The organism is Candidatus Thiopontia autotrophica (genome assembly GCF_982804495.1).
Map to the genome: position 1 here is coordinate 51,632 of NZ_CEYDPX010000005.1, position 21,559 is coordinate 73,190.

At 48.9% G+C, this 21,559-nt stretch carries 25 protein-coding genes, 1 pseudogene and 1 riboswitch; of the genes and pseudogenes, 19 read left to right on the forward strand and 7 right to left on the reverse strand.

Going from position 1 to position 21,559, the window contains the following annotated elements; translation table 11 throughout:
• The 5 genes from ubiT to AC3ZFK_RS03030 form a co-directional block, all read left to right on the forward strand.
• A partial coding sequence (gene ubiT / locus AC3ZFK_RS03010; protein ID WP_487506337.1) for a ubiquinone anaerobic biosynthesis accessory factor UbiT occupies positions 1–504 on the forward strand: 504 nt, incomplete at its 5' end.
• Positions 505–577: 73 nt separating this feature from the next.
• Entirely contained in the window at positions 578–1,510 is a 933-nt protein-coding gene (mnmL, locus tag AC3ZFK_RS03015) for a tRNA modification radical SAM protein MnmL/YtqA (protein WP_489433720.1), read from the forward strand.
• Positions 1,507–2,769 carry a 5-demethoxyubiquinol-8 5-hydroxylase UbiM gene (ubiM, locus tag AC3ZFK_RS03020; protein ID WP_487506339.1) on the forward strand — a complete coding sequence of 421 codons (1,263 nt, stop codon included), beginning with the start codon at positions 1,507–1,509 and terminating at the stop codon, positions 2,767–2,769. Before mnmL ends, ubiM begins: the two co-directional genes overlap by 4 nt.
• Positions 2,770–2,865: 96 nt before the next feature.
• Positions 2,866–3,864 carry a ubiquinone anaerobic biosynthesis protein UbiU gene (gene ubiU, locus AC3ZFK_RS03025; RefSeq protein ID WP_487506340.1) on the forward strand — a complete coding sequence of 333 codons (999 nt, stop codon included), beginning with the start codon at positions 2,866–2,868 and terminating at the stop codon, positions 3,862–3,864.
• A 2-nt stretch (positions 3,865–3,866) separates the two neighbouring features.
• Positions 3,867–4,763 carry a U32 family peptidase gene (locus AC3ZFK_RS03030; protein WP_487506341.1) on the forward strand — a complete coding sequence of 299 codons (897 nt, stop codon included), beginning with the start codon at positions 3,867–3,869 and terminating at the stop codon, positions 4,761–4,763.
• 17 nt (positions 4,764–4,780) lie between these two features.
• Here AC3ZFK_RS03030 and AC3ZFK_RS03035 read toward each other — a convergent pair whose 3' ends face one another.
• The gene (locus AC3ZFK_RS03035; RefSeq protein WP_487506342.1) at positions 4,781–5,653 is read right to left on the reverse strand and encodes a tetratricopeptide repeat protein; all 873 of its coding nucleotides are present in this window, start codon (positions 5,651–5,653) and stop codon (positions 4,781–4,783) included.
• Between the two features lie 43 nt (positions 5,654–5,696).
• Complete coding sequence (locus tag AC3ZFK_RS03040) at positions 5,697–6,071, reverse strand: YkgJ family cysteine cluster protein (RefSeq protein ID WP_487506343.1); 375 nt, start codon at positions 6,069–6,071, stop codon at positions 5,697–5,699.
• An 80-nt stretch (positions 6,072–6,151) separates the two neighbouring features.
• On the opposite strand from AC3ZFK_RS03040, the gene AC3ZFK_RS03045 reads away from it, so the two are divergent.
• The 3 genes from AC3ZFK_RS03045 (at position 6,152) to AC3ZFK_RS03055 (ending at position 8,329) form a co-directional block, all read left to right on the forward strand.
• Complete coding sequence (locus AC3ZFK_RS03045; protein ID WP_487506344.1) at positions 6,152–6,391, forward strand: hypothetical protein; 240 nt, start codon at positions 6,152–6,154, stop codon at positions 6,389–6,391.
• A gap of 30 nt (positions 6,392–6,421) precedes the next feature.
• A riboswitch (cobalamin riboswitch) is annotated at positions 6,422–6,614 on the forward strand.
• A 46-nt stretch (positions 6,615–6,660) separates the two neighbouring features.
• Positions 6,661–7,356: a 5,6-dimethylbenzimidazole synthase gene (gene bluB / locus AC3ZFK_RS03050; RefSeq protein ID WP_487506345.1), complete on the forward strand. Its 696-nt coding sequence runs from the start codon at positions 6,661–6,663 to the stop codon at positions 7,354–7,356.
• Positions 7,357–7,441: 85 nt separating this feature from the next.
• Positions 7,442–8,329, forward strand: coding sequence for a TauD/TfdA family dioxygenase (locus AC3ZFK_RS03055; RefSeq protein ID WP_487506346.1), 888 nt, complete (start codon positions 7,442–7,444; stop codon positions 8,327–8,329).
• A 38-nt stretch (positions 8,330–8,367) separates the two neighbouring features.
• On the opposite strand, the gene sbcB is transcribed toward AC3ZFK_RS03055, so the two are convergent.
• The gene (sbcB, locus tag AC3ZFK_RS03060) at positions 8,368–9,819 is read right to left on the reverse strand and encodes an exodeoxyribonuclease I (RefSeq protein ID WP_487506347.1); all 1,452 of its coding nucleotides are present in this window, start codon (positions 9,817–9,819) and stop codon (positions 8,368–8,370) included.
• 279 nt (positions 9,820–10,098) lie between these two features.
• Here sbcB and ccoN point away from each other — a divergent pair, with 279 nt between their 5' ends.
• The 10 genes from ccoN to AC3ZFK_RS03110 all read left to right on the forward strand — a co-directional run bounded on the left by ccoN (position 10,099) and on the right by AC3ZFK_RS03110 (position 18,880).
• Entirely contained in the window at positions 10,099–11,493 is a 1,395-nt protein-coding gene (ccoN, locus tag AC3ZFK_RS03065; RefSeq protein WP_487506348.1) for a cytochrome-c oxidase, cbb3-type subunit I, read from the forward strand.
• Positions 11,494–11,509: 16 nt separating this feature from the next.
• A complete protein-coding gene (gene ccoO / locus AC3ZFK_RS03070; protein ID WP_487506349.1) occupies positions 11,510–12,235 on the forward strand; it encodes a cytochrome-c oxidase, cbb3-type subunit II in 726 nt (241 codons plus the stop codon).
• A 14-nt stretch (positions 12,236–12,249) separates the two neighbouring features.
• Positions 12,250–12,450: a cbb3-type cytochrome c oxidase subunit 3 gene (locus AC3ZFK_RS03075; RefSeq protein ID WP_487506350.1), complete on the forward strand. Its 201-nt coding sequence runs from the start codon at positions 12,250–12,252 to the stop codon at positions 12,448–12,450.
• Positions 12,447–13,364, forward strand: a complete 918-nt coding sequence (gene ccoP / locus AC3ZFK_RS03080; RefSeq protein WP_487506351.1) for a cytochrome-c oxidase, cbb3-type subunit III — start codon at positions 12,447–12,449, stop codon at positions 13,362–13,364. Before AC3ZFK_RS03075 ends, ccoP begins: the two co-directional genes overlap by 4 nt.
• A gap of 12 nt (positions 13,365–13,376) precedes the next feature.
• Positions 13,377–13,529 carry a hypothetical protein gene (locus tag AC3ZFK_RS03085; RefSeq protein WP_487506352.1) on the forward strand — a complete coding sequence of 51 codons (153 nt, stop codon included), beginning with the start codon at positions 13,377–13,379 and terminating at the stop codon, positions 13,527–13,529.
• 168 nt (positions 13,530–13,697) lie between these two features.
• The gene (gene ccoG, locus AC3ZFK_RS03090; protein ID WP_487506353.1) at positions 13,698–15,116 is read left to right on the forward strand and encodes a cytochrome c oxidase accessory protein CcoG; all 1,419 of its coding nucleotides are present in this window, start codon (positions 13,698–13,700) and stop codon (positions 15,114–15,116) included.
• Positions 15,117–15,127: 11 nt separating this feature from the next.
• Positions 15,128–15,664 carry a FixH family protein gene (locus AC3ZFK_RS03095; RefSeq protein ID WP_487541212.1) on the forward strand — a complete coding sequence of 179 codons (537 nt, stop codon included), beginning with the start codon at positions 15,128–15,130 and terminating at the stop codon, positions 15,662–15,664.
• A gap of 12 nt (positions 15,665–15,676) precedes the next feature.
• Positions 15,677–18,157, forward strand: a complete 2,481-nt coding sequence (locus AC3ZFK_RS03100; protein WP_489433721.1) for a heavy metal translocating P-type ATPase — start codon at positions 15,677–15,679, stop codon at positions 18,155–18,157.
• Positions 18,158–18,170: 13 nt separating this feature from the next.
• Complete coding sequence (gene ccoS, locus AC3ZFK_RS03105) at positions 18,171–18,395, forward strand: cbb3-type cytochrome oxidase assembly protein CcoS (protein ID WP_487506357.1); 225 nt, start codon at positions 18,171–18,173, stop codon at positions 18,393–18,395.
• Between the two features lie 2 nt (positions 18,396–18,397).
• Positions 18,398–18,880 carry a hypothetical protein gene (locus AC3ZFK_RS03110; protein ID WP_487506358.1) on the forward strand — a complete coding sequence of 161 codons (483 nt, stop codon included), beginning with the start codon at positions 18,398–18,400 and terminating at the stop codon, positions 18,878–18,880.
• 90 nt (positions 18,881–18,970) lie between these two features.
• Here the strand turns inward: AC3ZFK_RS03110 and AC3ZFK_RS03115 are convergent, their stop codons facing one another.
• Complete coding sequence (locus AC3ZFK_RS03115; RefSeq protein WP_487506359.1) at positions 18,971–19,474, reverse strand: DUF302 domain-containing protein; 504 nt, start codon at positions 19,472–19,474, stop codon at positions 18,971–18,973.
• 17 nt (positions 19,475–19,491) lie between these two features.
• Entirely contained in the window at positions 19,492–20,106 is a 615-nt protein-coding gene (locus tag AC3ZFK_RS03120) for a c-type cytochrome (protein ID WP_487506360.1), read from the reverse strand.
• Between the two features lie 126 nt (positions 20,107–20,232).
• Between AC3ZFK_RS03120 and AC3ZFK_RS03125 the strand changes: the two genes are divergently transcribed.
• Complete coding sequence (locus AC3ZFK_RS03125; protein ID WP_487506361.1) at positions 20,233–20,643, forward strand: phosphate-starvation-inducible protein PsiE; 411 nt, start codon at positions 20,233–20,235, stop codon at positions 20,641–20,643.
• Between the two features lie 42 nt (positions 20,644–20,685).
• On the opposite strand, the gene bcp is transcribed toward AC3ZFK_RS03125, so the two are convergent.
• Together bcp and AC3ZFK_RS03135 are read right to left on the reverse strand one after the other, a co-directional pair.
• A complete protein-coding gene (bcp, locus tag AC3ZFK_RS03130; RefSeq protein ID WP_487506362.1) occupies positions 20,686–21,162 on the reverse strand; it encodes a thioredoxin-dependent thiol peroxidase in 477 nt (158 codons plus the stop codon).
• Positions 21,163–21,338: 176 nt separating this feature from the next.
• Positions 21,339–21,559 (reverse strand): annotated as a pseudogene (locus AC3ZFK_RS03135) (dissimilatory-type sulfite reductase subunit alpha); the annotation flags it as partial.

The following is a 21,559-nucleotide window of genomic DNA, read 5'->3' on the forward strand; positions in this document are numbered from 1 at the left end:
CAGATGCAAAATAGTTACCAATCTGTTGAGACGGGACTGAATCCGAAGATTCCCCCATTTATTGCAGCACCACTGAAAATGGTACCCAATGTGGTCCATACGCAGCTGTTGGTTGCGGTGCTTAACCATCTGTTCAAGCAGCAGCTGAGTGAGGGTGATCTCGATTTTCTGGAGTCGCGTACTGCAGTGATTCGCCTGCTGGATGCCGGGGTGGAGTTTCGTTTCACCAAGGGGCGCAAGGGGTTGGTGGCCCACTCCGGAGAGGGGCCGATTGACCTTGCTATTAGTGGTGATCTCTACGATTTTTTGCAGTTATCACTGGGCAAGGAGGATCCTGATACTCTCTTTTTCCAGCGTCGTATTCGGCTTGAGGGTGATGTAGAGTTGGGGCTGGAGACCAAAAATCTTATATACGGACTGGATGTCGAGGCTCTATCGATTCCTGCCCCACTGCGCATGGCCTTTAACAAGGCTATGAGCTTCTATCAGACAAGATCAAAGTAACCAACCTTTTTTATCAGGAAATTTCCCTCGCTCCTCTACTGATTCCCCGGGGGATCCGATATACTTTCGCCCCATGGCGCTGACCGACTATATCCACACATTTGGAAGCACAATGCAGGCCCGTTTTGGCGAGCGGGTGCACAAGGTGTCGATTGATGCCGGCTTCACCTGCCCAAACATCGATGGCTCCAAGGGGCGTGGCGGCTGTACTTTTTGTAATAATATCTCTTTTAGCCCACATGGCAGAAATCCACGAACTGTTGCCGAGCAGATTGAGTCCGGCAGGCAGGTGATTCGCAAACGTACGGGCGCACAGAGTTATATTGCCTATTTTCAGGCCTACACCAATACCTATGCAGACCCGGATGTTCTGGACAAGATGTATCGAGAGGCATTGGATGAGCCGGATGTGGTTGGTCTTTCGATTGGCACACGCCCAGATTGTGTCCCAGATCCGGTACTGGATCTGTTGGCAGGTTATCGTGAGGAGGGTTATGAGATATGGCTGGAGCTTGGTCTGCAATCCGCCTTTGATGAGACCCTTGATCGAGTCAATCGACTTCACTACTTTTCGGAATATCGTCAGGCTGTAAGGTCGGCACAACTGCGGGGGATTCAGCTCTGCACTCATCTTATTGCAGGACTCCCTGGTGAAAATGCATACCATTATCGCGAGAGCATGGAGCGAGTGCTCGAGTTGGGAACTGATGGATTTAAATTTCACCCTCTGCATGTGGTCAAGGGGACAATGTTGGCCAATGAGTGGCGCAGTGGGGATTTTGTCTCATTGACCCAGGAGGAGTATGTGAACGTTGTGGTCAACTGGATTGAACAGGCCCCGAATAGCATGGTCTACCACCGTCTTACTGCTACAGCATCGGAAGATATTCTGCTGGATCCTGCGTGGTGCAGTAAGAAATGGCTGGTTCTCAATGCCATTGAGGATGAGTTGGCGCGCCGTCAGGTAGATACGGATAATCTGATATCACAGGTAAAAGCGGTATGAGTACCATGCAGTATGACATTGTTGTAATTGGTGGAGGTTCTGCCGGCCTCAGTTTTGGCTGCTCATTGGCTGAGAGTGGTATTGGGGTGTTGATCCTGGAGCGACAGGATCTGGATTCGCTACAGAACCCGAAAATGGACGGCCGAGATTTTGCCAACACCCACCTCTCAAAAAAGGTTATGCAAGAGTTGGGGGTCTGGCAGCGCATTCCGGCAGAGGAGATAGCCCCATTAAAGGCGGCCAGAGTGGTGGATGGCGACTCTGATTATGCACTACGTTTCGATACCAGTGGACGCTCGATAGATGAGCTTGGATATCTCATATCCAACCATGTAATTCGCAAGGCTCTTTATGAGCAGGTCTCAGAGGCGCGTAATGTAGAGATTCGTTGCGGTGTTGAGGTGACAGCCCTGAGCACAAATAGTGGTTCCGCATCAGTAACACTCTCTACAGGAGAGCAGATAGAGACAGAGATGGTGGTATCTGCCGACAGCAGATTCTCCGGTACGCGCAGAATGATGGGGATATCGGCAGATATGTTCGATTTTGGTCGCACCGCAATAGTCTGTCGTGTCACTCATGAAAAGCCCCACCATGAAACTGCCTATGAGTGTTTTCGTTATAGCCGTACTCTGGCCCTGCTTCCATTGAATGGTAACCGTGCCTCAGTGGTAATTACCGTCCCCTCTAATCAGGCGAAGCGATATATGGAGATGACAGTTGATGATTTCAACACAACCATCGAGGAGGGGCTGGGTGGAGAGTTTGGCAGAATGGAGCTGGAGGGCGAGCGTTTCTCATATCCGCTGGTGGCGGTTCATGCCAACCACTTTGTGGGCACCCGTTATGCTCTGCTGGGGGATGCGGCAGTTGGCATGCATCCGGTAACTGCACATGGATTCAATCTTGGCCTGCGTGGACAGAATACCCTGGCAACGGCCATGAAGAGTGCGATCAGCAGAGGTGAACCGTTCTATGGTCACTCTGTGCTGGGTCACTATGAGCGCCAGCAGATGGTTGCCAGTCGTCCCATCTATCATGGAACAAATGCCATTGTGCGTCTCTTTACCAATGATAGTGCCGCGGCACGACTATTGAGAAAGGCGGCACTGCGCTTTGGCAACAACTTCCCTCCGGTGCAGTGGGCAATTATTCACAAGCTGACTGAGGTTGGGGGGACAGGTGGGATCGATCTCCATTTGCTGGATGGAATTACCGAGCGGATCCCGAAGAAATTTCCTAAATACTCAACCCGTTAGGGAGCCGCTGAAAAAGCTTAATGGCTGGGGTGATCTGAATCAAATTTTGCTGTTATAGCATTCGATTCTGCAGGGTGAATCAACTACAATCCCCCGATGGAATTGGTATGTCCGGCAGGTAATCTTCCCTCACTGAAAGCAGCGGTCGATAATGGCGCTGATGCGGTATATATGGGGTTTAAGGATGACACGAACGCCAGAAATTTTGCCGGGCTCAATTTTAATGAGAATAATATCGGGCAGGGGATTGAGTATGCTCACAGCCATGGCGCCAGAATGTTTGCAGCCATCAACACCTTCCCACAACCGAGCGGCTGGGAGCGCTGGACCAGTGCAGTAGACCGTGCCGCCGAGGCCGGGATTGATGCAGTTATCCTGGCAGATATGGGAATTCTCGACTACGCAGCCAACCGCTGGCCTGATCTGAAACTGCACCTCTCGGTTCAGGGGTCGGCAACCAACTATGAGGCGATCAGCTTCATGCATAAAACATTCGGCATAAGCAGGGTGGTTATCCCCCGGGTACTCTCTGCCCCGCAGGTACGTCATCTTGCAGAGCACACCCCAGTTCCACTTGAGTTGTTTGGTTTTGGCAGTCTCTGTGTGATGGTGGAGGGGCGTTGTCTGCTCTCCTCCTATGCAACAGGCAGATCTCCAAACACCTATGGTGCCTGCTCTCCGGGTAGCCATGTGGAGTGGATTGAGCGTGATGATGGCGGCATGGAGACCAGGCTGGGCGGTATTCTGGTGGACAGTTATAACGCTGGCGAGAGTGCTGGCTATCCAACCATCTGCAAGGGTCGTTTCGAGGTCCAGGGCAAGGAGGGGTACGCAATTGAGGAACCCACTAGTCTGAATACCCTGGAGCTGTTGCCAGAGATGATGGATATGGGGATTGCTGCAATCAAGATTGAGGGGCGTCAGCGCAGCCCTGCCTATGTGGCGCAGGTAACCAGGGTTTGGCGCGAGGCTATTGATGCCTGCAAACGTAATCCTGAGGCATTCCAGGTCAAGGATGCATGGAATGCAGAGTTAAGCAAGGTGGCGGAGGGGGCACAGACTACACTTGGTGCCTACCACCGTTCGTGGCAATAGAGATGAAGATCTCACTGGGCCCAATCCTCTACTTCTGGCCTGAGGAGGATATTAGATCGTTCTACCGCAAGGTAGCAGAGTCTCCGGTAGATATTGTCTATCTGGGAGAGACCATCTGTTCCAAGCGCCGCTCTCTTAATACAGATCAGTGGATTGAGATCGCACAGCAACTCAAGACGGCAGGGAAAGAGGTGGTGCTCTCTACATTGGCACTGCTGGAGGCTGAATCGGAGCTTAAAACCCTGAGAAGAATATGTGGCAATGGCGAGTTTCTGGTGGAGGCAAATGACCTTGCGGCTGTTAATCTGCTCTCCGGGCAGGGCGCAAATTTTGTGGTCGGACACTCGGTAAATATCTATAACCAGGGCACCATGAAGGTGTTGGCTGAGGCTGGAATGAGTCGCTGGGTTCTTCCGGTCGAGCTATCTCGGGATACCTTGCGCGAACTGCAGGCAGAGCGCCCGGATTTGGTAGAGACAGAGGTCTTCGCATGGGGAAGAATCCCATTGGCATATGCTGCCCGTTGCTATACAGCACGCCACTATGAGCTACCAAAAGATGACTGCCAGTATAGATGTCTGGCTGATCCTGATGGAATGTTGTTGAATACCAAGGAGGGTGAGCCGTTCCTTACCATCAATGGAATCCAGACCCAGTCGGCACAGAGCTGTAATTTGTTGGGTGCAATGGAGGAGATGCGTGAACTTGGGGTGGATGTAGTAAGAATCAGTCCGCAGTCACAATTTACTCCAGAGATAATCGCCCTGTTTGATCAACTTCAGCGTGGTGACATATCCGTCAAAGATGCAATGGAGCAGGCCGCAAGTTATTTGCCCAATGGTGGGGTGGATGGTTACTGGCGTGGTGAGGCGGGGATAGCGCAGACAGAACCGGCCTGACACTGAAGTCAGAATGGTTACAGGATGACACTCGCCATCTTGCGCCGCCATGTCCCTGCTACTGCCGGATCCTGGATTGATTCCAGTATTGCCAGCATCCCTTTGCGTGCGCCATCATCACCATATTCACGGTCTCTCATCATCAGGTTTAAGAGCTCACCAAGCGCACTCTCCGTCTCGCCGTCAACCACCATTCTGGCAGCAAGACGGTAGCGTGATGCGCTATCGTTTGGATCTTTCTCAATAAGTGTCATCAGCTCATCTGCTAACGGGGCATCTGCAGCTGCTTTTACAAACAGAAGTCTGTTCTCAAGCTCCTTGATCTCCGGTGCCTCTCTCTCATTGACAGGGAGGGCGGCAACAGCCTGCTCAACACTCTCATAATCACCCTTGGCAAATAGTGCACCAATCAGGTCCATCCGTACCCCGGGGTTATCGGGATCCTCCTGATTAGCCTGTTGCAGAAGCGTGACTGCTTCGTCAACATTGCCTTGCTTGACCAGCTCACCAGCCTTGGCTCTTAATTTGTCGGATTCACTTTCAATATGGTTGCCCAGAACCTTGCGTACATTTCCCTCTGGCTGTGCTCCCATAAACTCATCAACCACCTCTCCATTACGGAATATTTTTACTGTCGGAACACTGCGTGCATTATATTTTCCAGCTAGTGGCTGATTATCATCCACATTGACCTTTGCCAAAATGAATTTTCCACCAAACTCCTCGGCCAGCTTGGTGACTATCGGCATTAAGGTTTTACACGGATTGCACCAGGGGGCCCAGAAATCGACCATCACCGGAACAGTAAAGGATTTTTTAACTACCTCATCCTCAAAGTTGCTCTCATTTACATCAACAATATATGTTGAAGGCTGGTTGTCTGTACTCATTTTTCTGTTCCTGAAATTGTCCGGATAGTGGGTGTGGCGAGACCTACTTGTCCCACCGCTTGAATCGTTTGCGGCAGTATGCCAGAAGCTCGTCATAACTGGTGAAGTAACGTCTGAAATGTTTCTCAGCCGGTTCATCATATTCGCACCAATCGTTATCGTACTCCCTGCAGACAGTTGGGCGTTGGTCATAAATGGTGCAACTGCCACCGTTGCCGATGAATTGACAACGGTTATTTATTATCAGAAACCAGCCATCTTCATCCTGATAAATCTCTATATCCCGATGGGCAATCTGCCAGAGCAGGGTCTGAAAGTCATCTTTGCTGCGTGGAGTATCAACCTGTTGAGTAAAGTAACTGCAACATTTGGTTCCACTGCAGAAGCTACATTTGTTTTCTGTGGTGATTTTTGTCATCACTATTTGGAATACTGTCCGGGTAGAATGGTCAATAATATAGTTGGCCTACAAGAATACCAAACCAGAGGAGTTGATGGATGAGAAGATTGATTGCGTTTTTTATGGTGCTGTTTGCATCTGGTGTAGTTGCAGAAAATGTGGTGCGTGACTATCCGTTTGAACAGGTTGCAGAAAACACATGGGTAATTCATGGGCCACTTGGGGTGCCAAATGTAGAGAATCAGGGGTTTATGAATAATCCCGGGATTGTTATAACAGATGCTGGTGTGGTGATAGTTGACCCTGGATCAAGTGTCATGCCAGCCACGCATATTTAGAGGTAGAGGCCAACGAGTTTTGATGTAGAATCAGTTTTCGATCTCTCGGGTGTCCTCTCTCCAGGTCTGGAGATGGGAAGAATCGGGAAAGCGGTGTAAATCCGCTACGTGCCCAGCGCTGTAATGGGGATCTCTCAACCAGAACCCACTGATCCTGTGATCGGGAAGGGGGTTGAGAGAGTTGAACCAGAGTCAGAAGACCGGCCTGAGAGAGTAACAGGAGATGCCGTGGAGTGGCCTCTTCAGATGTTTTTCATAAGGGGACTATAATGGAAAAACATGCTTTTTCAGATGATGAACGTGCAGCTGTATACAAGGCAATTTTTAATCGCCGCGATGTCAGAGGTGAATTTTTGGCAGATCCGGTGCCGGATGATGTTCTTGGACGGGTGCTCAATGCGGCGCACCATGCCCCCTCGGTTGGCTTTATGCAACCGTGGGATTTTATGGTGATTCGTTCCATGGATGTGCGCAAAAGAGTTCATGAACTATTCAACAAGGCGCATGCCGAGGCGACAGATATGTTTCCTGAGGAGAAGCAGGATACCTACCGTAACCTCAAGCTGGAGGGGATTCTGGAGTCACCGCTGAATCTGGTAATAACCTGTGACCGTTCCCGTACCGGGCCTGTAGTAATAGGCCGTACCCATATGGAGTGGATGGATCTCTATAGCAGTGTCTGTGCAGTGCAAAATTTCTGGCTGGCAGCACGCAGTGAGGGGTTGGGTGTGGGCTGGGTCAGCATTATGGATCCGGATGCATTGACAGAGACTCTGGAGCTACCGGAATCTGTGGTGCCGGTGGCATACCTCTGTGTTGGTTATGTATCACAATTTCATGAAAAGCCTGAACTGGAGAAGGCAGGATGGCTACCCAGAATGCCGCTGGATGAGGTGATCCATTTTGACCAGTGGGGAGAGAGGGAGAAAGATACCGAATTTCTTGATGTTATACGGCAACTGTAACTGTTTTATGCGTAATATCAATGTGTTACGTTTGGTTGGTGTGGTAAAATTCGGCGCAATTTGAAATTGCGTGTGGAGTACAGTTATGAGTGACAGCAACCCCTTTGACCTTAATGATGATTCTGCCTACCAGGCCTGGCGTGAGCGCAAGCTGAGAGAGGCCCCTCAAGAGGTGGGTGACCTGATTGTCGAGATCAACGATCCGAGAACAATTACCAACTCCGAACATGATGCAATCCTTGATCGTGTGCGTCGATTCAATATGGCGGTCTATGTCAGCAATATTGGGGATATGGAGGGGACCCACATTCCACGTGCCGTCGGGATGCGCTTTGGCTGTAACAATATCAATCGTAATCGTGGTGCAGAGGATGATGGGGTAACTGCAATTACGATACAGGCTGATGAGATCCACTCACCCTATATTCCATACTCCAACAAGGAGATCCACTGGCATACCGATGGATACTATAATCGATTGGATCTGCAGAACTATGCACTGCTGCTCCACTTTGTACGTCCCGCTATGGAGGGTGGGGAGAATGCGGTGATGGATCACGAGATGGCCTATCTGCTGATGCGTGATGAGAATCCGGATTATGTCTGTGCCCTGATGCGTGAGGATGCAATGATCATCCCCAACCATGTGGTGGATGGGTGTGAGCTGCGCCCGGAACGTGCCGGCCCGGTGTTTCTGGAGACGGCAGCAGGAAATCTGCATATGCGTTATACCATGCGCAAGCGCAACATCATCTGGAACAGCGATCCACTGGTACAAGAGGCGGTTGCATGGCTGGAGAATCTGCTAAAGAGTGATTGTGATCAGATATTCCGCGCAACCATGCAGTCAGGATGGGGCTTTGTCTCCAATAATGTTCTGCATGATCGAACCGGCTTTACCGATGATCCTGATCCGGCGAAGAAGCGTCTGATGTATCGGGCACGTTATTATGATCGTGTTCACAACACCTAGGGAACCCGTCATCCCAGCGAAGGCTGGGATCCGGTGATTTAAAAACCTGACACCAGCGTCTGCCCATAATCTGACAGCTGTTCCAGCACCCTGAGCTTCTCCGGGTTACTGGCGTGGGTCTCTGTCAGCGTGGATAGCTGTCGCATGTACTCCTCGTAATGGATTGTTCCTCCTCCATCACTATCCATAATTCTGTGTTGGCAGATGCGCCGCCACCGTTGTTGCTCCTGTTCGGTAAGTGAATCTGGCCAGTTGCGGGCACGATAGCGGAATAGCATCTCCCCAAGGCGCGGATCCTCAAACTGTAGTTTCTGGCTAGCTAGTTCTTGCGGAGAGAGGGAGTGGATCTTGCGCATAAGCTGCTTGTCGATATCACCAAAGAATCCACTGTAGATCATACGGTCAGGGTCACTCTCTTCCGGAAAGTGATGAAGTTGATGAGCCGCAGCAACCTTCTCTGCAAGATATGGGTCGTTCTGTAGGGGGGCTATATGTTCCAGTTGCTGTTGCAGGTCTATTCCGAGTCGCTCTTGCGTCTCTTCATTTAGTGTATTGAGTGGGGCCAGTACCGGGCACCTGTTTAGGTGGATGGTTTTTAGCGGGATTCTCTTGACCCCCTCTGGAAGATCGGTACTACGGGTAAATAGACGTTGGTGAATCTCATCAATGGATAGCGTGAGCAGGGGAGTGGGATCCTCTCTTAGGTTATAGACAATTACCCCGTTACTATTGGTTGGGTGGCGTGCTATTGGAAGCACTACGGCAAGATTGCCATGCTCGGAAGGGAACATTGAGGAGGCATGGAGGATTGGTGTGGGGCTACTACTCATGCTGTTAAGGTTGAGGAGTCTTCCAGCACTTGCCTTGTCTCTATGAGAAAGTACATATTCGTAGAGTCGTGGCTGTCTCTCTTTCACCAGTCTGGCCATGGCAATGGTGGCATGGACATCTGCCAGTGCATCATGTGCCATGCCGTGGTCAATGCCATTGGCAATGGTCAAATGCTCCAGTCTCATGCTTGGTTTGCCGTCATCATAGAGTGGCCACTCAATACCGTCTGGACGGAGTGCCCTGGTGAGGCGGAGCAGATCAATAAGATCCCAGCGTGAGTTACCGTTTTTATACTCGCGCTCATATGGATCGTAGAGGTTTCGATAGAGGGTGTTGCGGGTCACCTCATCATCAAAGCGCAGTGAGTTGTAACCTACACCACATGTTCCCGGTGTTGCTAGCTCATCCATTATCTCTCTAATGAAGTCTACCTCGAGCAGCCCTTTTTCAAGCGCCTCCTGTGGGGTGATCCCAGTCACCATGCAGGCCTCTGGTTGGGGAAGAAAGTCTGCGGATGGCCTGCTGTATACCATCAAGGGGTCACCAACTATATTCAGATCATAGTCGGTACGAATGCCTGCAAATTGAACAGGGCGATCACTGCGTGTATCAGCGCCGAAAGTCTCGTAGTCGTGCCAGTAGAAAGTTTGTGGAGACATAATTGTGCGAGGGTAGCAGAACCATGGTTAATCAACCACACTGTCCCATTAAGATTTTCCAGAGGTTCCCTATATTTTTTCCCAGAAAATAACTCACTATAGGTAAGGCTTTTTCTTGTAATAACTGTTTTTATTGTGTAGACTCCCTGTCGGTTGCATTAAGTTAGTTTATTTGCGATATTCTGCAAACAAATTGCTAAATAGCAATTTATAATGTTTTTGGTGGTGCGAAAGCACCTTTTGTTTCTAATTTTTCATGATCCCTTAGGGAGGTTTTTCGTGGAAGCAGCAGAAAAATATGACTTTGGTGCCGTCCGATGGTTCTCCATCGCTGCGGTTATCTATCTGGTTGTAGGAACCCTGGTCGGTTTCTATATCGCAGCGGAGTTGGCCTGGCCGGCATTAAACCTGGACCTGCCATATACGACTTTTGGTCGTCTCCGTCCTCTTCATACCAACGCGGTTATCTTTGCATTTGGTGGTTGTACCTTGATGGCAACCGCCTTCTATAGTGTGCAACGTACCTGTGGCACCAGAATCTGGAGCCCAGGGATGGCATGGTTCACCTTCTGGGGCTGGAACCTGATCATCGTCTCGGCCGTAATCACTCTGCCACTGGGTATTACTCAGGGCAAGGAGTATGCAGAGCTGGAGTGGCCAATTGATCTGGCCATTGCCGTGGTCTGGTTGAGCTTCTTCCTCAACTTCGTGATGACTCTGGTGAACAAGAAGACCTCTCATATATATGTATCAAACTGGTTCTTCCTGGGAATGCTGGTAATGATCACATATCTGCATGTGGTTAACAGCCTGGCAATTCCTGTAAGTCTCTTCAAGTCCTACTCGCTGTTCTCGGGAGTACAGGATGCGATGATTCAGTGGTGGTGGGGACATAATGCTGTTGGCTTCTACCTGACTGCAGGCTTCCTCGGGATCATGTACTACTTTGTACCAAAGCAGGCTAACCGTCCTATCTACTCATACCGGCTCTCCGTGATCCACTTCTGGGCACTGATGTTCGGTTATGTATGGCTTGGTGCGCACCATCTTCAGTATACGGCACTGCCTGACTGGACTGGTTCACTTGGTGCTGCGGTATCATTGGCGATGATTATCCCTTCGTGGGGTGGTGCGGTGAACGGAATGATGACTCTCTCCGGAGCTTGGGACAAGCTGCGTGATGACTACATCCTCCGCTTCATGATTGTCTCACTGGCATTCTATGCAATGTCTACTTTTGAAGGGCCAGTAATGTCAGTGAAGACAGTGAATGCACTCTCTCACTATACAGACTGGACCGTTGGTCACGTACACTCCGGTGCACTGGGCTGGGTTGCAATGGTTGCAGCCGGCGCACTCTACCACCTGGTAGAGAGACTCTGGAATGTGAAGATCTACTCACCAAAACTGGTCAACACCCACTTCTGGCTCGCTACCATCGGTACCGTAGTCTACATTACTGCGATGTGGGTATCCGGAATCATGCAGGGTCTGATGTGGCGTGATTATGATGAGTTCGGAACACTGAGTTATACCTTTGCAGAGTCTGTAGCGGCGATGGTGCCTTACTACAAGATGCGTGCAATTGGTGGCCTGATTTTCTGGCTTGGGGGCGTTGTGATGCTTTACAACGTGGTTATGACAATTCGCAAGGCTCCGGCCCGCACAGTCTAAGGAAAGGAGAATAGATATGTCTGATAAGATTTATTCAACCAAGCTTCAAGACAAGATCGAGCGTAGCGGAATCTTGATGATGCTCTTCGTGATGGTTGCTGTTTCAGTTGGTGGCCTGGTAGAGATCGTGCCACTTTTCACTATTGATGAGACCATGGAGCACAATGCCAACCCGGAAATCGTCTGGCAGCGTAAGGACGGCGATACTCTGGATACATGGAAGGCTGGTGATGGTATCCGTCCATATACTGCTCTTGAGCTGGCAGGGCGTGATGTCTATATCCGTGAGGGGTGCTATCTGTGTCACTCACAGATGATCCGTCCATTCCGTGATGAGAAGGAGCGTTATGGTCACTACTCACTGGCTTCCGAGTCAATGTATGACCATCCATTCCAGTGGGGATCAAAGCGTACCGGACCTGATCTGGCTCGTGTCGGTGGCAAGTACTCTGATGAGTGGCACCGCCAGCATATGATGGCACCACGCTCTGTTGTTCCTGAGTCAGTCATGCCAAACTATCCTTGGTTGGCAGAGAACAAACTGGATGACTTTGATGTTGAGAGTCATATGAAGGTGATGCAGATGATGCCGGGCGTGGGTCACGTACCATATACCGATGCTGATATCGACGGTGCGAATGCCAAGATGGCGGGCAAGACTGAAATGGATGCAGTAATTGCATACCTTCAGGTGCTCGGAACCATGGCCAAGCTCGACTACAACAAGACCTATCGCAAATAACGGATGTTATTAGCATGAATAAGGATACTAGCTACTTCTTTACCGACTGGTCTGCAATGACAGTAAACGATTGGGTGGGAATGATCGTTACTGTGACTGTGGCCGTCGTTATGGTTGTAGCCTATATCCTGGTCTTTCATCCAAAGAACAAAGAGCATTTAGAATCTCAACGCTATCTCGTTGACGGGGTAGACGGAGAAGGAGAAAACAAATGAGTGAGAATAATCCGTTTCCAAACGAAAATAATACAGGTCACTTCTGGGACGACAACCTGCGTGAACTGAGTAATGATCCTCCGGGCTGGTGGCGCATAGGCTTCCATGCAAGCTGGATATTTTGTATTGTCTATTTTGTCCTCTATCCAGCACTTCCATCGCTGGATGGGTATACCAAGGGCACTATGGGTTGGACTGCAGTAGGTGAGTACAAGCAGGATCTGAGCGCAATTGATCAGGTTCGTGAGAAGTGGGAGAGGCAGATCAATGATCCCGCAACAACTCCTGCGATGATCATCGCTGATGATGAGCTCCGTAACTATACAGTACGTTCTGCAAAGGTACTGTTCGGTGATTACTGTGCGGCATGTCATGGTGCTGGTGGTGCAGGAAATGCTGCAATGTCAGTATCTGAGTCAGGTTACCCGGTATTGGCTGATGATGACTGGCTCTATGGCGGTACTGTCGAGCAGATTCAGACCACTATTAACAATGGTCGCAAGGGTATTATGACCCCTTACGGGGCGCGTCTGAGTAGTGATGAGATCGAAGATCTTGCCAAGCACGTTGTTGCCCTTAGTGAGGGCAGTGAACATGCCGCTGGTAAGGCTCTCTTTATGGAGCCAACCAAGGGTGGATGTTTTGCCTGTCACGGTATGGACGCTAAAGGTCTGGCGCCGCTCGGTTCTGCCAACCTGACAGATGCAGTATGGCGTTTTGATGTGCAGGGAGGTGGGGATAATCGCCTGGCTAGTGCACGTCATACAATTGCTCACGGTGTTAATGGTGAATTGATGGATCCGCAATCACGCAATGCGGTAATGCCTGCATTCGGACCTTTGGGTAAAAGCCTGAGCGAGGGCACCATCAAAAAGCTTGCTGTCTATGTCCATCAGTTGGGTGGCGGAAAATAAGGAGAAAACATAATGATTGATATCATAAAGAATACATTCTCTGGAGCAGATGTTGATCTGGTAGTGGTGGGTTCAATTGTTTCGGTTGCAATTGCTGCTGTTATCGCCATCTATCTTGGGTTCAAGATTCGGACGTTGATGAACTCAACACACTCTGAAGATTGATATATAGATAGAGAGTCTGTCTGTAGAAAAGGGGGAGTAGTGTGAGCTACTCCCCTTTTTTCATATGTAATAATGGTAAAATCGGCTGATTGGAAATATTATTGAAACAGTCTGCTAATACGATCAATTTGTAATAATAATAAATGTAATAAACAGGAAATATGTTAGATGTCAGAGAGAGAACAAGATCAATGTTGTCAGGCAGCTGACGAGCTCTATGCCGAGGCTGGTGAGTGGAAGATCAATACTGGTGAAGAGACTATTCATGCCAAGCGTATGTCTGGCAAGTTCCGCACCCTTAAATGGCTGGCTGCATCAACCTGGTTGATTTTCTTTTTTGGGCCATATATGCGCTGGAATGATAGCCAGGCAATACTGTTTGATATTCCCGGTCGTCAGTACCATATCTTTGGTCTTACCATACTTCCTCAGGACGTATGGATGCTATCGCTGGTGCTACTGTTTCTGGCAATCCTGCTTGCGGTTGTAACAACCCTTTTTGGCAGGGTCTATTGTGGATTTTTCTGTTTCCAGACCATCTGGGTGGATGCCTTTACCTGGATTGAGGAGAAGCTGGAGGGTGCTCCCGGCAAACGCAAGAAGCTGGACAAGGCCGCATGGGGTGTCGACAAGTTATGGATAAAGGCACGTAAGCATCTTGCATGGCTTGTTATCTCGGTGCTGACAGGGGTAAGTTTTGTGGCCTGGTTTACTGATGTTTTCCAGCTCTGGGCAGACTATCTGACTCTCTCTGCTTCAGCTACAGAGTGGGGAACATTGGCTCTATTTACAGCAGGTACATATGTTCTGGCAGGTTTTTTACGTGAGCAGGCGTGTCTCTGGCTCTGTCCATATGCTCGTATTCAGGCAGTTATGCTTGATCGTGAATCATTAGTCCCAACCTATGACTTCAACCGTGGCGAGCCACGTGGTCGTCTCAAGAAGGGGGAGACTATAGAGGGGAATGGTGACTGCATTGACTGTAATCAGTGCGTGGCCGTCTGCCCAACCGGTGTCGATATCAGAGGCGGTCTGGATGAGGGTTGTATTACCTGTGCATTATGTATTGATGCCTGTGATTCGGTTATGGAGAAAATCAACAAGCCACATGGGCTGATTCGTTACGAATCAATTGATGCGCTTGAGGGCAAAAATGTGGCCCCCTTGATGAAGCGACCCAGAGTGTTGGTATACATAGTCATCATGACTCTTGCTCTGGGTGGAATTATCTATGGCCTGCTGAATATATCCGGGCTTGATATCAAGGTGCTGCATGAGCGTCAGCCACTATATGTACTTTTAAGTGATGGCTCTATCCAGAACAAGTATGAGCTGAAGATTCTCAACAAGACTCATGATAAAATGCACGTAACAGTAACCATTGATGGTCTGGATGGGGCTGAGTTGGTGGGAGCAGAGAAATCCTTCCCGGTTAGGCCAGGCAAGGTAACACCATATACTGTATATCTGAGGCTTCCCCGTAGAGCAATGAGTGGGCAGTCAACTCCAGTCTACTTCAATCTTGAAGGTGTAGAGAAACCAGAACTTACCTCAAGATATGAGAGTATGTTCATAGGACCACGTTAGGGAAAATAGTTATGGGTTTTTTGTCTCAATCAAGCAAGCGCGCATTTCGTAATCCATGGGTTGTGGGGTGGTTAGCACTCCTGCTACTGGTTCTCGTCGTTAATGGAGGAATGATTGTAACTGCATTCAAGACTAGCCCTGGTCTGGTAAAGGATGACTACTATGAACAGGGCAGGGATTATGAGAGAAGGGTGATTCAGTTGACAGAGGCTCGTGAAAGGCTCGGTTGGACAGTATCAATGGACTCTGGAGAGGTGGTTGTTGCCAGACCGGCAACCCTGAAGATTGTGGTAACAGATAGGGATGGTGATGTGGTGCAGGGATTGAGTGGCAATCTCCAGCTATACCGTCCATCAGATAGAGATCAGGATTCGATTGTCTCTTTGAGCGAGGTCTCTCCAGGAAATTATCATGCAAGTTATACCCTGTTGCTTAAGGGAGTGTGGGATCTGTTGCTGACTCTCAGGCAGGGAGAAGATGATTATCTGGTTGAACAGAGAATCAATGTAACTACTGATAAAACCACCTCCCAGTCTCAGGGGGGGTAACAGCTTCTCTTCATGAGTGGACACCACGCAGAAGGCGACTGTTTTCACTGCGGTCTCTCTATTCCTGATGGGGGCGTAGTATCTGGCTCAGTAGAGGGTAAAGATAGAGAGTTCTGTTGCTATGGCTGCAAGAGTGTCTGCCAGGTTATTTTTGACTCCGGAATGGAGGGTTTTTATGACCGTACCCCAGAGGGAACACTGCTTGCTCCTCCACCTGAACTATCTGAAGATGCAGCCCTGTTTGATCTTGAGGAGATCCAGCAGGAGTATGTTAGTAGTGATGACAATATCAGTGAGATCAATCTGCTGGTGGAAGGGATCCACTGTGCCGCTTGCGTCTGGTTGATAGAGAGAACATTAACCCCAATTTCAGGGGTTGTCTCTGCACAGGTCAACCTGAGTGGGAAGCGTCTCCATCTTCGCTGGGACAAATCACAGATCAAACTGTCTGAGCTGATTAAGCGCCTCTCACATATTGGGTATGCAGCGGTCCCGTTTGACCCTGAGACAGCTGAGGGCAGACTAAGAAAGAGGGATAGATCACTCCTGTATAGACTGGTCTTTGCCGGTTTTGCAATGATGAATCTGCTCTGGATATCTATTGCACTATACAGTGGGGCAGACCAGGGAGAGTTCAGGACATGGTTTCACTGGCTAGGGTTTGCTCTGGCAACCCCAACTCTGCTTTATTCAGGATATCCATTCTTGAGGGGGGCATGGACTGGGATGGTGGCACGTCACCTGACCATGGATCTTCCAATTGCCATTGGAGCTACCACTACATACCTCTATTCAACCTATATAACGATCAACGGTAGTCAGATTGGAGATGTCTATTTTGATACCGTTGTTAACTTCATCTTTGTGATCCTTATCGGACGTTATCTGGAGTCTGCGGCAAAGCGCAAGGCAGTCTCATCAACCCAGCGCCTGATGGATCTACAGCCTCGGGTTGCAACCATAATACGGGATGGCAGTGAAGAGGTGGTGCCTGTTCGCTCACTTGTTGTGGGAGATATGGTTATGGTTAAGCCGGGACAACGAATTCCGGTTGATGGAGAGTTGATTGATGGGGTGAGTGAGGTTGATGAAGCAATGCTGAGTGGTGAATCACTGCCGGTCAGTAAAAAGCCAGGTGATCTTTTGTATGCAGGGACAGTAAATGGTCATGGAGTAATGAGGCTCAGAGTGGATGCTGTTCTAAAGAACAGTGCCCTTGGAAAGATTATCGATATGGTGGAGGATGCGCAGGCATCAAAGGCTCCGATTCAATGTACAGCGGACAGGATTGTCCCCTGGTTTGTCTCGTTAACACTATTTCTGGGGGCAGTAACTTTTCTCTTCTGGGTAGGGAGTGATTTTGAGGTTGCATTGATGGCTGCCACCTCTGTATTGATTATTACTTGTCCGTGCGCCTTTGGCCTGGCAACCCCTATGGCAATTGCAGTGGCATCAGGAGTAGGCGCCAGACATGGGGTATTGATCAAAAATGGTGGGGTGCTAGAGATGCTCTCCTCCATCCGACATATCGTATTTGATAAAACCGGAACCCTGACGGAGGGCAAACTTGGGGTAAGAGATATTTATCTGGAAGAGGGGTGGGATAACAGAGAATTTTACCGTATTGCATACGCGCTGGAGCGTTATTCGGAACATTCGGTTGCCAAGGTAATTGTACGTAAGGCAGAGGAGCAGCTGGGCAATGTAGCAAGAGAGAGTGTGGCTGAAAATTTCACCTATAGTCCGGGTGCTGGCATATCCGGGATTGTTGATGGGAGAGAGTGTCTGCTTGGTACCGCTGCATGGATGGAGCAGCATGATGTATCGATCACTGCAGGTGTAATGAATTTTGCTGTCGAGAGTGAGGCAAAAGCAGAAAGTGTAGTTTTTCTATCAGTTAATGGTCTCTGTGTAGGGGGCCTCTCTCTGGCAGATAAACTGCGTTCTGGGACGGCTCTGTTGTTGAGTCGGTTACGCCAACAGGGAATGAGGTTTTCGCTATTGACTGGGGATCGACAAAAGGTTGCCGAGGCGGTAGTTAATGAGTTGGGTGAAGATATGAGTGTAATTGCAGAGGTTCTTCCAGATGAGAAGGCGGCAGTGATCCGTGATCTGCAAAAAAGTGGTGAGCAGATTGCAATGGTTGGTGATGGCATTAATGATGCTCCGGCACTGACTATGGCAGATGTTGGGATAGCGATGGGCTCCGGAACGGATGTGTCGGTTGAGAGCGCAGATATCGTATTGCTTAGTAGTGAGATTGAGCAGGTAGAGTTGGCTAATCGACTTTCACAACGTACGTTGCGAACCATACGCCAGAATATTGGGATCTCAATTCTATACAATGTGATAATGGTGCCACTGGCGATGATGGCCCTGATAACACCGCTGGTGGCGGCAATCTCCATGCCTGTCAGTTCACTTCTGGTTATCGGTAATGCGGCCAGGATAAGAAGTGAGGTTGGTGGCCGTGCAACTGGAAAGAATATTTAGGAGTCGCTGAATCATGGAAGTTATTTACGTGTTGATACCAGGGATGATTTTGATGGGAGTTATTCTGGTTGCAATATTGGTGATTGCAATCCGCAAAGGTCAGTATGATGATCTGGAGGGTGATGGTGCCAGGATTCTGATGGATGACGATATGATGCCGGATGCCCCGGAATCAGAGGTGAAAACAGATGATAAACCAGAAGATAATGGGGAGATTATCCGCAGAGGGGTAGATTAAGGATGAGTGTTGACAATGATGCCAATAGGGAAGGAGTTAATGAGGTTAATGGTAAACGCACAAGTGAGATCAAGTCTGCAAAGCGTCCTCATGAACTGTTTGTACTTAATCTGATCTTCTTTCACCTCTTGGCGGTTCCAGGGGCGCTTGCATTCGGCTTTGGATATTGGGGAATGGTGGTCCCTCTGATGTCCAGCACGTTCCTGCTGATCTACTATCGACGAATGGTCTCAAGTTTCAAGGGTGGTGGAGATGGCTGGATTAGAGGGCACTGGGAGGCGGCGCTTGCAAGGTTTCGCTGGCTCTATATTGGATATCTGAGCGTGGTGATCTTGATTGGGCTTGTTTTCCTTTTTGTGGATGCAGACTCTATAGCCTTTATTGCATTAACTCGTGTAGCTGTTATGCCGGCAATTGTGTTGGTGTTGATAACTTTTGTGATGTCGACTGCTGCCATTGGCAGGGCTGGAAACGGAGAGGAGTGATTCTCTAGGAGTGATTCTTTAGAGATAAAAAAAGGGAAGAGAGCATTGCTCTCTTCCCTTTTTTATTGGTTTGCCGTTTTGTCTCTCTCTTCAGAACTCACCAGTAGCCGCTGCAGACATTATTGTCAGCATGTTGCTGTTGGTTTTGATCGCCAGAGTGTAGATATCATCTGGAAGCACCATATCCTCAATCAACATATCCAGGTTGAGTGTGATCAGCCAGACACGACCATTGGTATCTTCAACCATGGCTATACGGCAAGGCATGTAAGCGGCATATACAACATTAAAGTCAGCCATGATCCGTGCATCTGCAGGGCGACAGAACTGGAAGATCTCCAGGTGGCGTGCATTGTGGCCTCGTGAGTTCAGTTCAGCAGAGACATTCTGTCTTCCCACGCTCTTCATGTTCAGAGAGTTTGCCTTTGACATCATTGCATCAATAGCGTCATGTTTGGATACTCCATCACGCAGTGCAATCTTGATAACAGACTGCTCAACATTGAATATCCCAACACTTGACTCTTCTGCGATTGCTGCAGTTGAGAAGAACAGGGTTAGTGTAACCGTAGATAAAATATTTTTGATTTTCATGGTTCGTATCCTCCTTGTTAGTCATCCATGGTTGAGAAGTAGGCGACAAGATCACGTAGCATCATATCGTTCATATTAACAAAGCTGCTATCCTCTTTTTCATCTTCGTCGTCGTGGATTCGGGCAAGCTCTTTGAAATCCTTCATCTGCTTGAACAGGTAGTCTGTATGCTGACCCTTCAGAGGAGGGATTCCCTTCTTTGCCTTGCCTGAGCCATCCTTGCGGTGGCAGCTATCACACTCTTCATTTACATAGATATTCTTGCCTGCTGATGCATTGCCCTTTGAGTTTGGAATTGCACGTCTGTGAGCCGCAGGAACCGGCATATGCTCAAGGTATGAACTGATATCAGACATATCATTTTCGCTTAATGTATCAACCATACTGGTGATCAACATTGGGAGGTGAGCCTCACGACGGCCATCCTTTAGGCGGTGCAGTTCATTCTCGATATATCCGCTTGGCAGTCCAGCCAGGCGTGGGTAGAGGTCACCGGCTACACCCTGCATATATTTTCCGTGACAGAGTGCACAGCTACGGCTGAGCTTCTCTCCATTTTCAAGATCTGCAGCATGCATAGTAAATGGGAGCAGCAGAGTTGTCGCTGCAACCAGGGTCTTCTTCAGGTTCATGGATCCTCCCTCTTTAGTTAGAAGTTAAATTGTCTGAGCATTTTCTGATTAATATCAAAATGCTATGGTACTATAAAGAGGAGCAAAAATGAAGTATTTAACACAGTTACGTAAAAGGTTGGATCAATGAGAGATAGATTTTCTGGGGTAGTAAAAGTTGGTGACAATATTGTAGAGATCTTTCATCTGCTTGGACTGTTTGTTATTGGCGGCACGATTGCCTGGTCTGCAGTTACAGAGTACATCTCTATTATGAATCAGGGGTATGCATCATTGAGTGATATCCTGCTTCTCTTTATCTATCTTGAACTGGGGGCGATGATTGGTGTCTTTTTTCGTACCCACCGCATTCCAGTCATCTTTCTGCTATTTATCACCATTACCGCAATGACCCGTTATCTGGCAATTGATATCAAGACCATGGGACTCGACCACATTATGGTGATATCAGGATCAATCTTTGTCCTTAGTGTCGCGGTACTGGTCTTGCAGTACAGCTCAAACCGCTACTCATCACAGGATGAGACTGGAGCCTGATAGCCAGGAACAGATAAGTTATCGGACTTAATCAGAGCTTCCCTAGTTGATTAGCTCTTTAGTGTCGTTTAGTACCTGCTCAACATGGTCCTTTACCCTGACTTTGGGGTAGGCTTTTAAAAGTGTGCCTTTGCTATCGAATATATAGGTAGTGCGGACAATTCCCATATAGACCTTCCCATAGTTTTTCTTCTCTTGCCAGACTCCAAAGGCCTCGCACATCTCTGCCTCTGGGTCATTGTCGGCAAGCAGGGTGAAGGGTAGTTCATGCTTGGTAATGAAGTTGGTGTGGGTGCGGGCGGAGTCTTTGGATACTCCAACCACTTCAACCCCCATCTTCCTGAAGCTGGTGATTTCATCTCGAAAATCCTTGGCCTCATTGGTGCAGCCAGGGGTGTTGTCCTTTGGGTAGAAGTAGATGATTAACCCTTTTTTCCCTTTTAGATCTTTAAATGTTTTGATGTCGCCATTCTGATCACTCTTTTTGAATTCTGGAATGGTGGATCCTGTCTCCAACATTAGTCTCTCTCCTTTGCTATATGTCTGTTCTGGTTGTTTCTGATTGTAAATAAAAATGCCCTTCGGGTCTTCCCGAAGGGCACCGGCACCACTAAGAGAGGAGTAGTCTTAGTTTCGCCTAACTGCACGTTACGCGCTTTTACGCTCTCGCTCTGCGCACGAGTCGAGCGAAGCCACTACGCTGCATTTGATCGCTCTTCCCATTTGGTGACCTCTTCATCCCAGTCATCCATTCTGACGTATGGGGTAGTACGAGGAACAGAGATCATATTTGGATCAACCTCAAGCCCCATTCCTTCAAGGTAAGCGGTGATTCCAATACGTTCAATCATCTCGCCGGAGCGCTCATGCTCCAGAGCATTCTCTGCAAAGAAGTCAACGTGGTCACCACTGATCT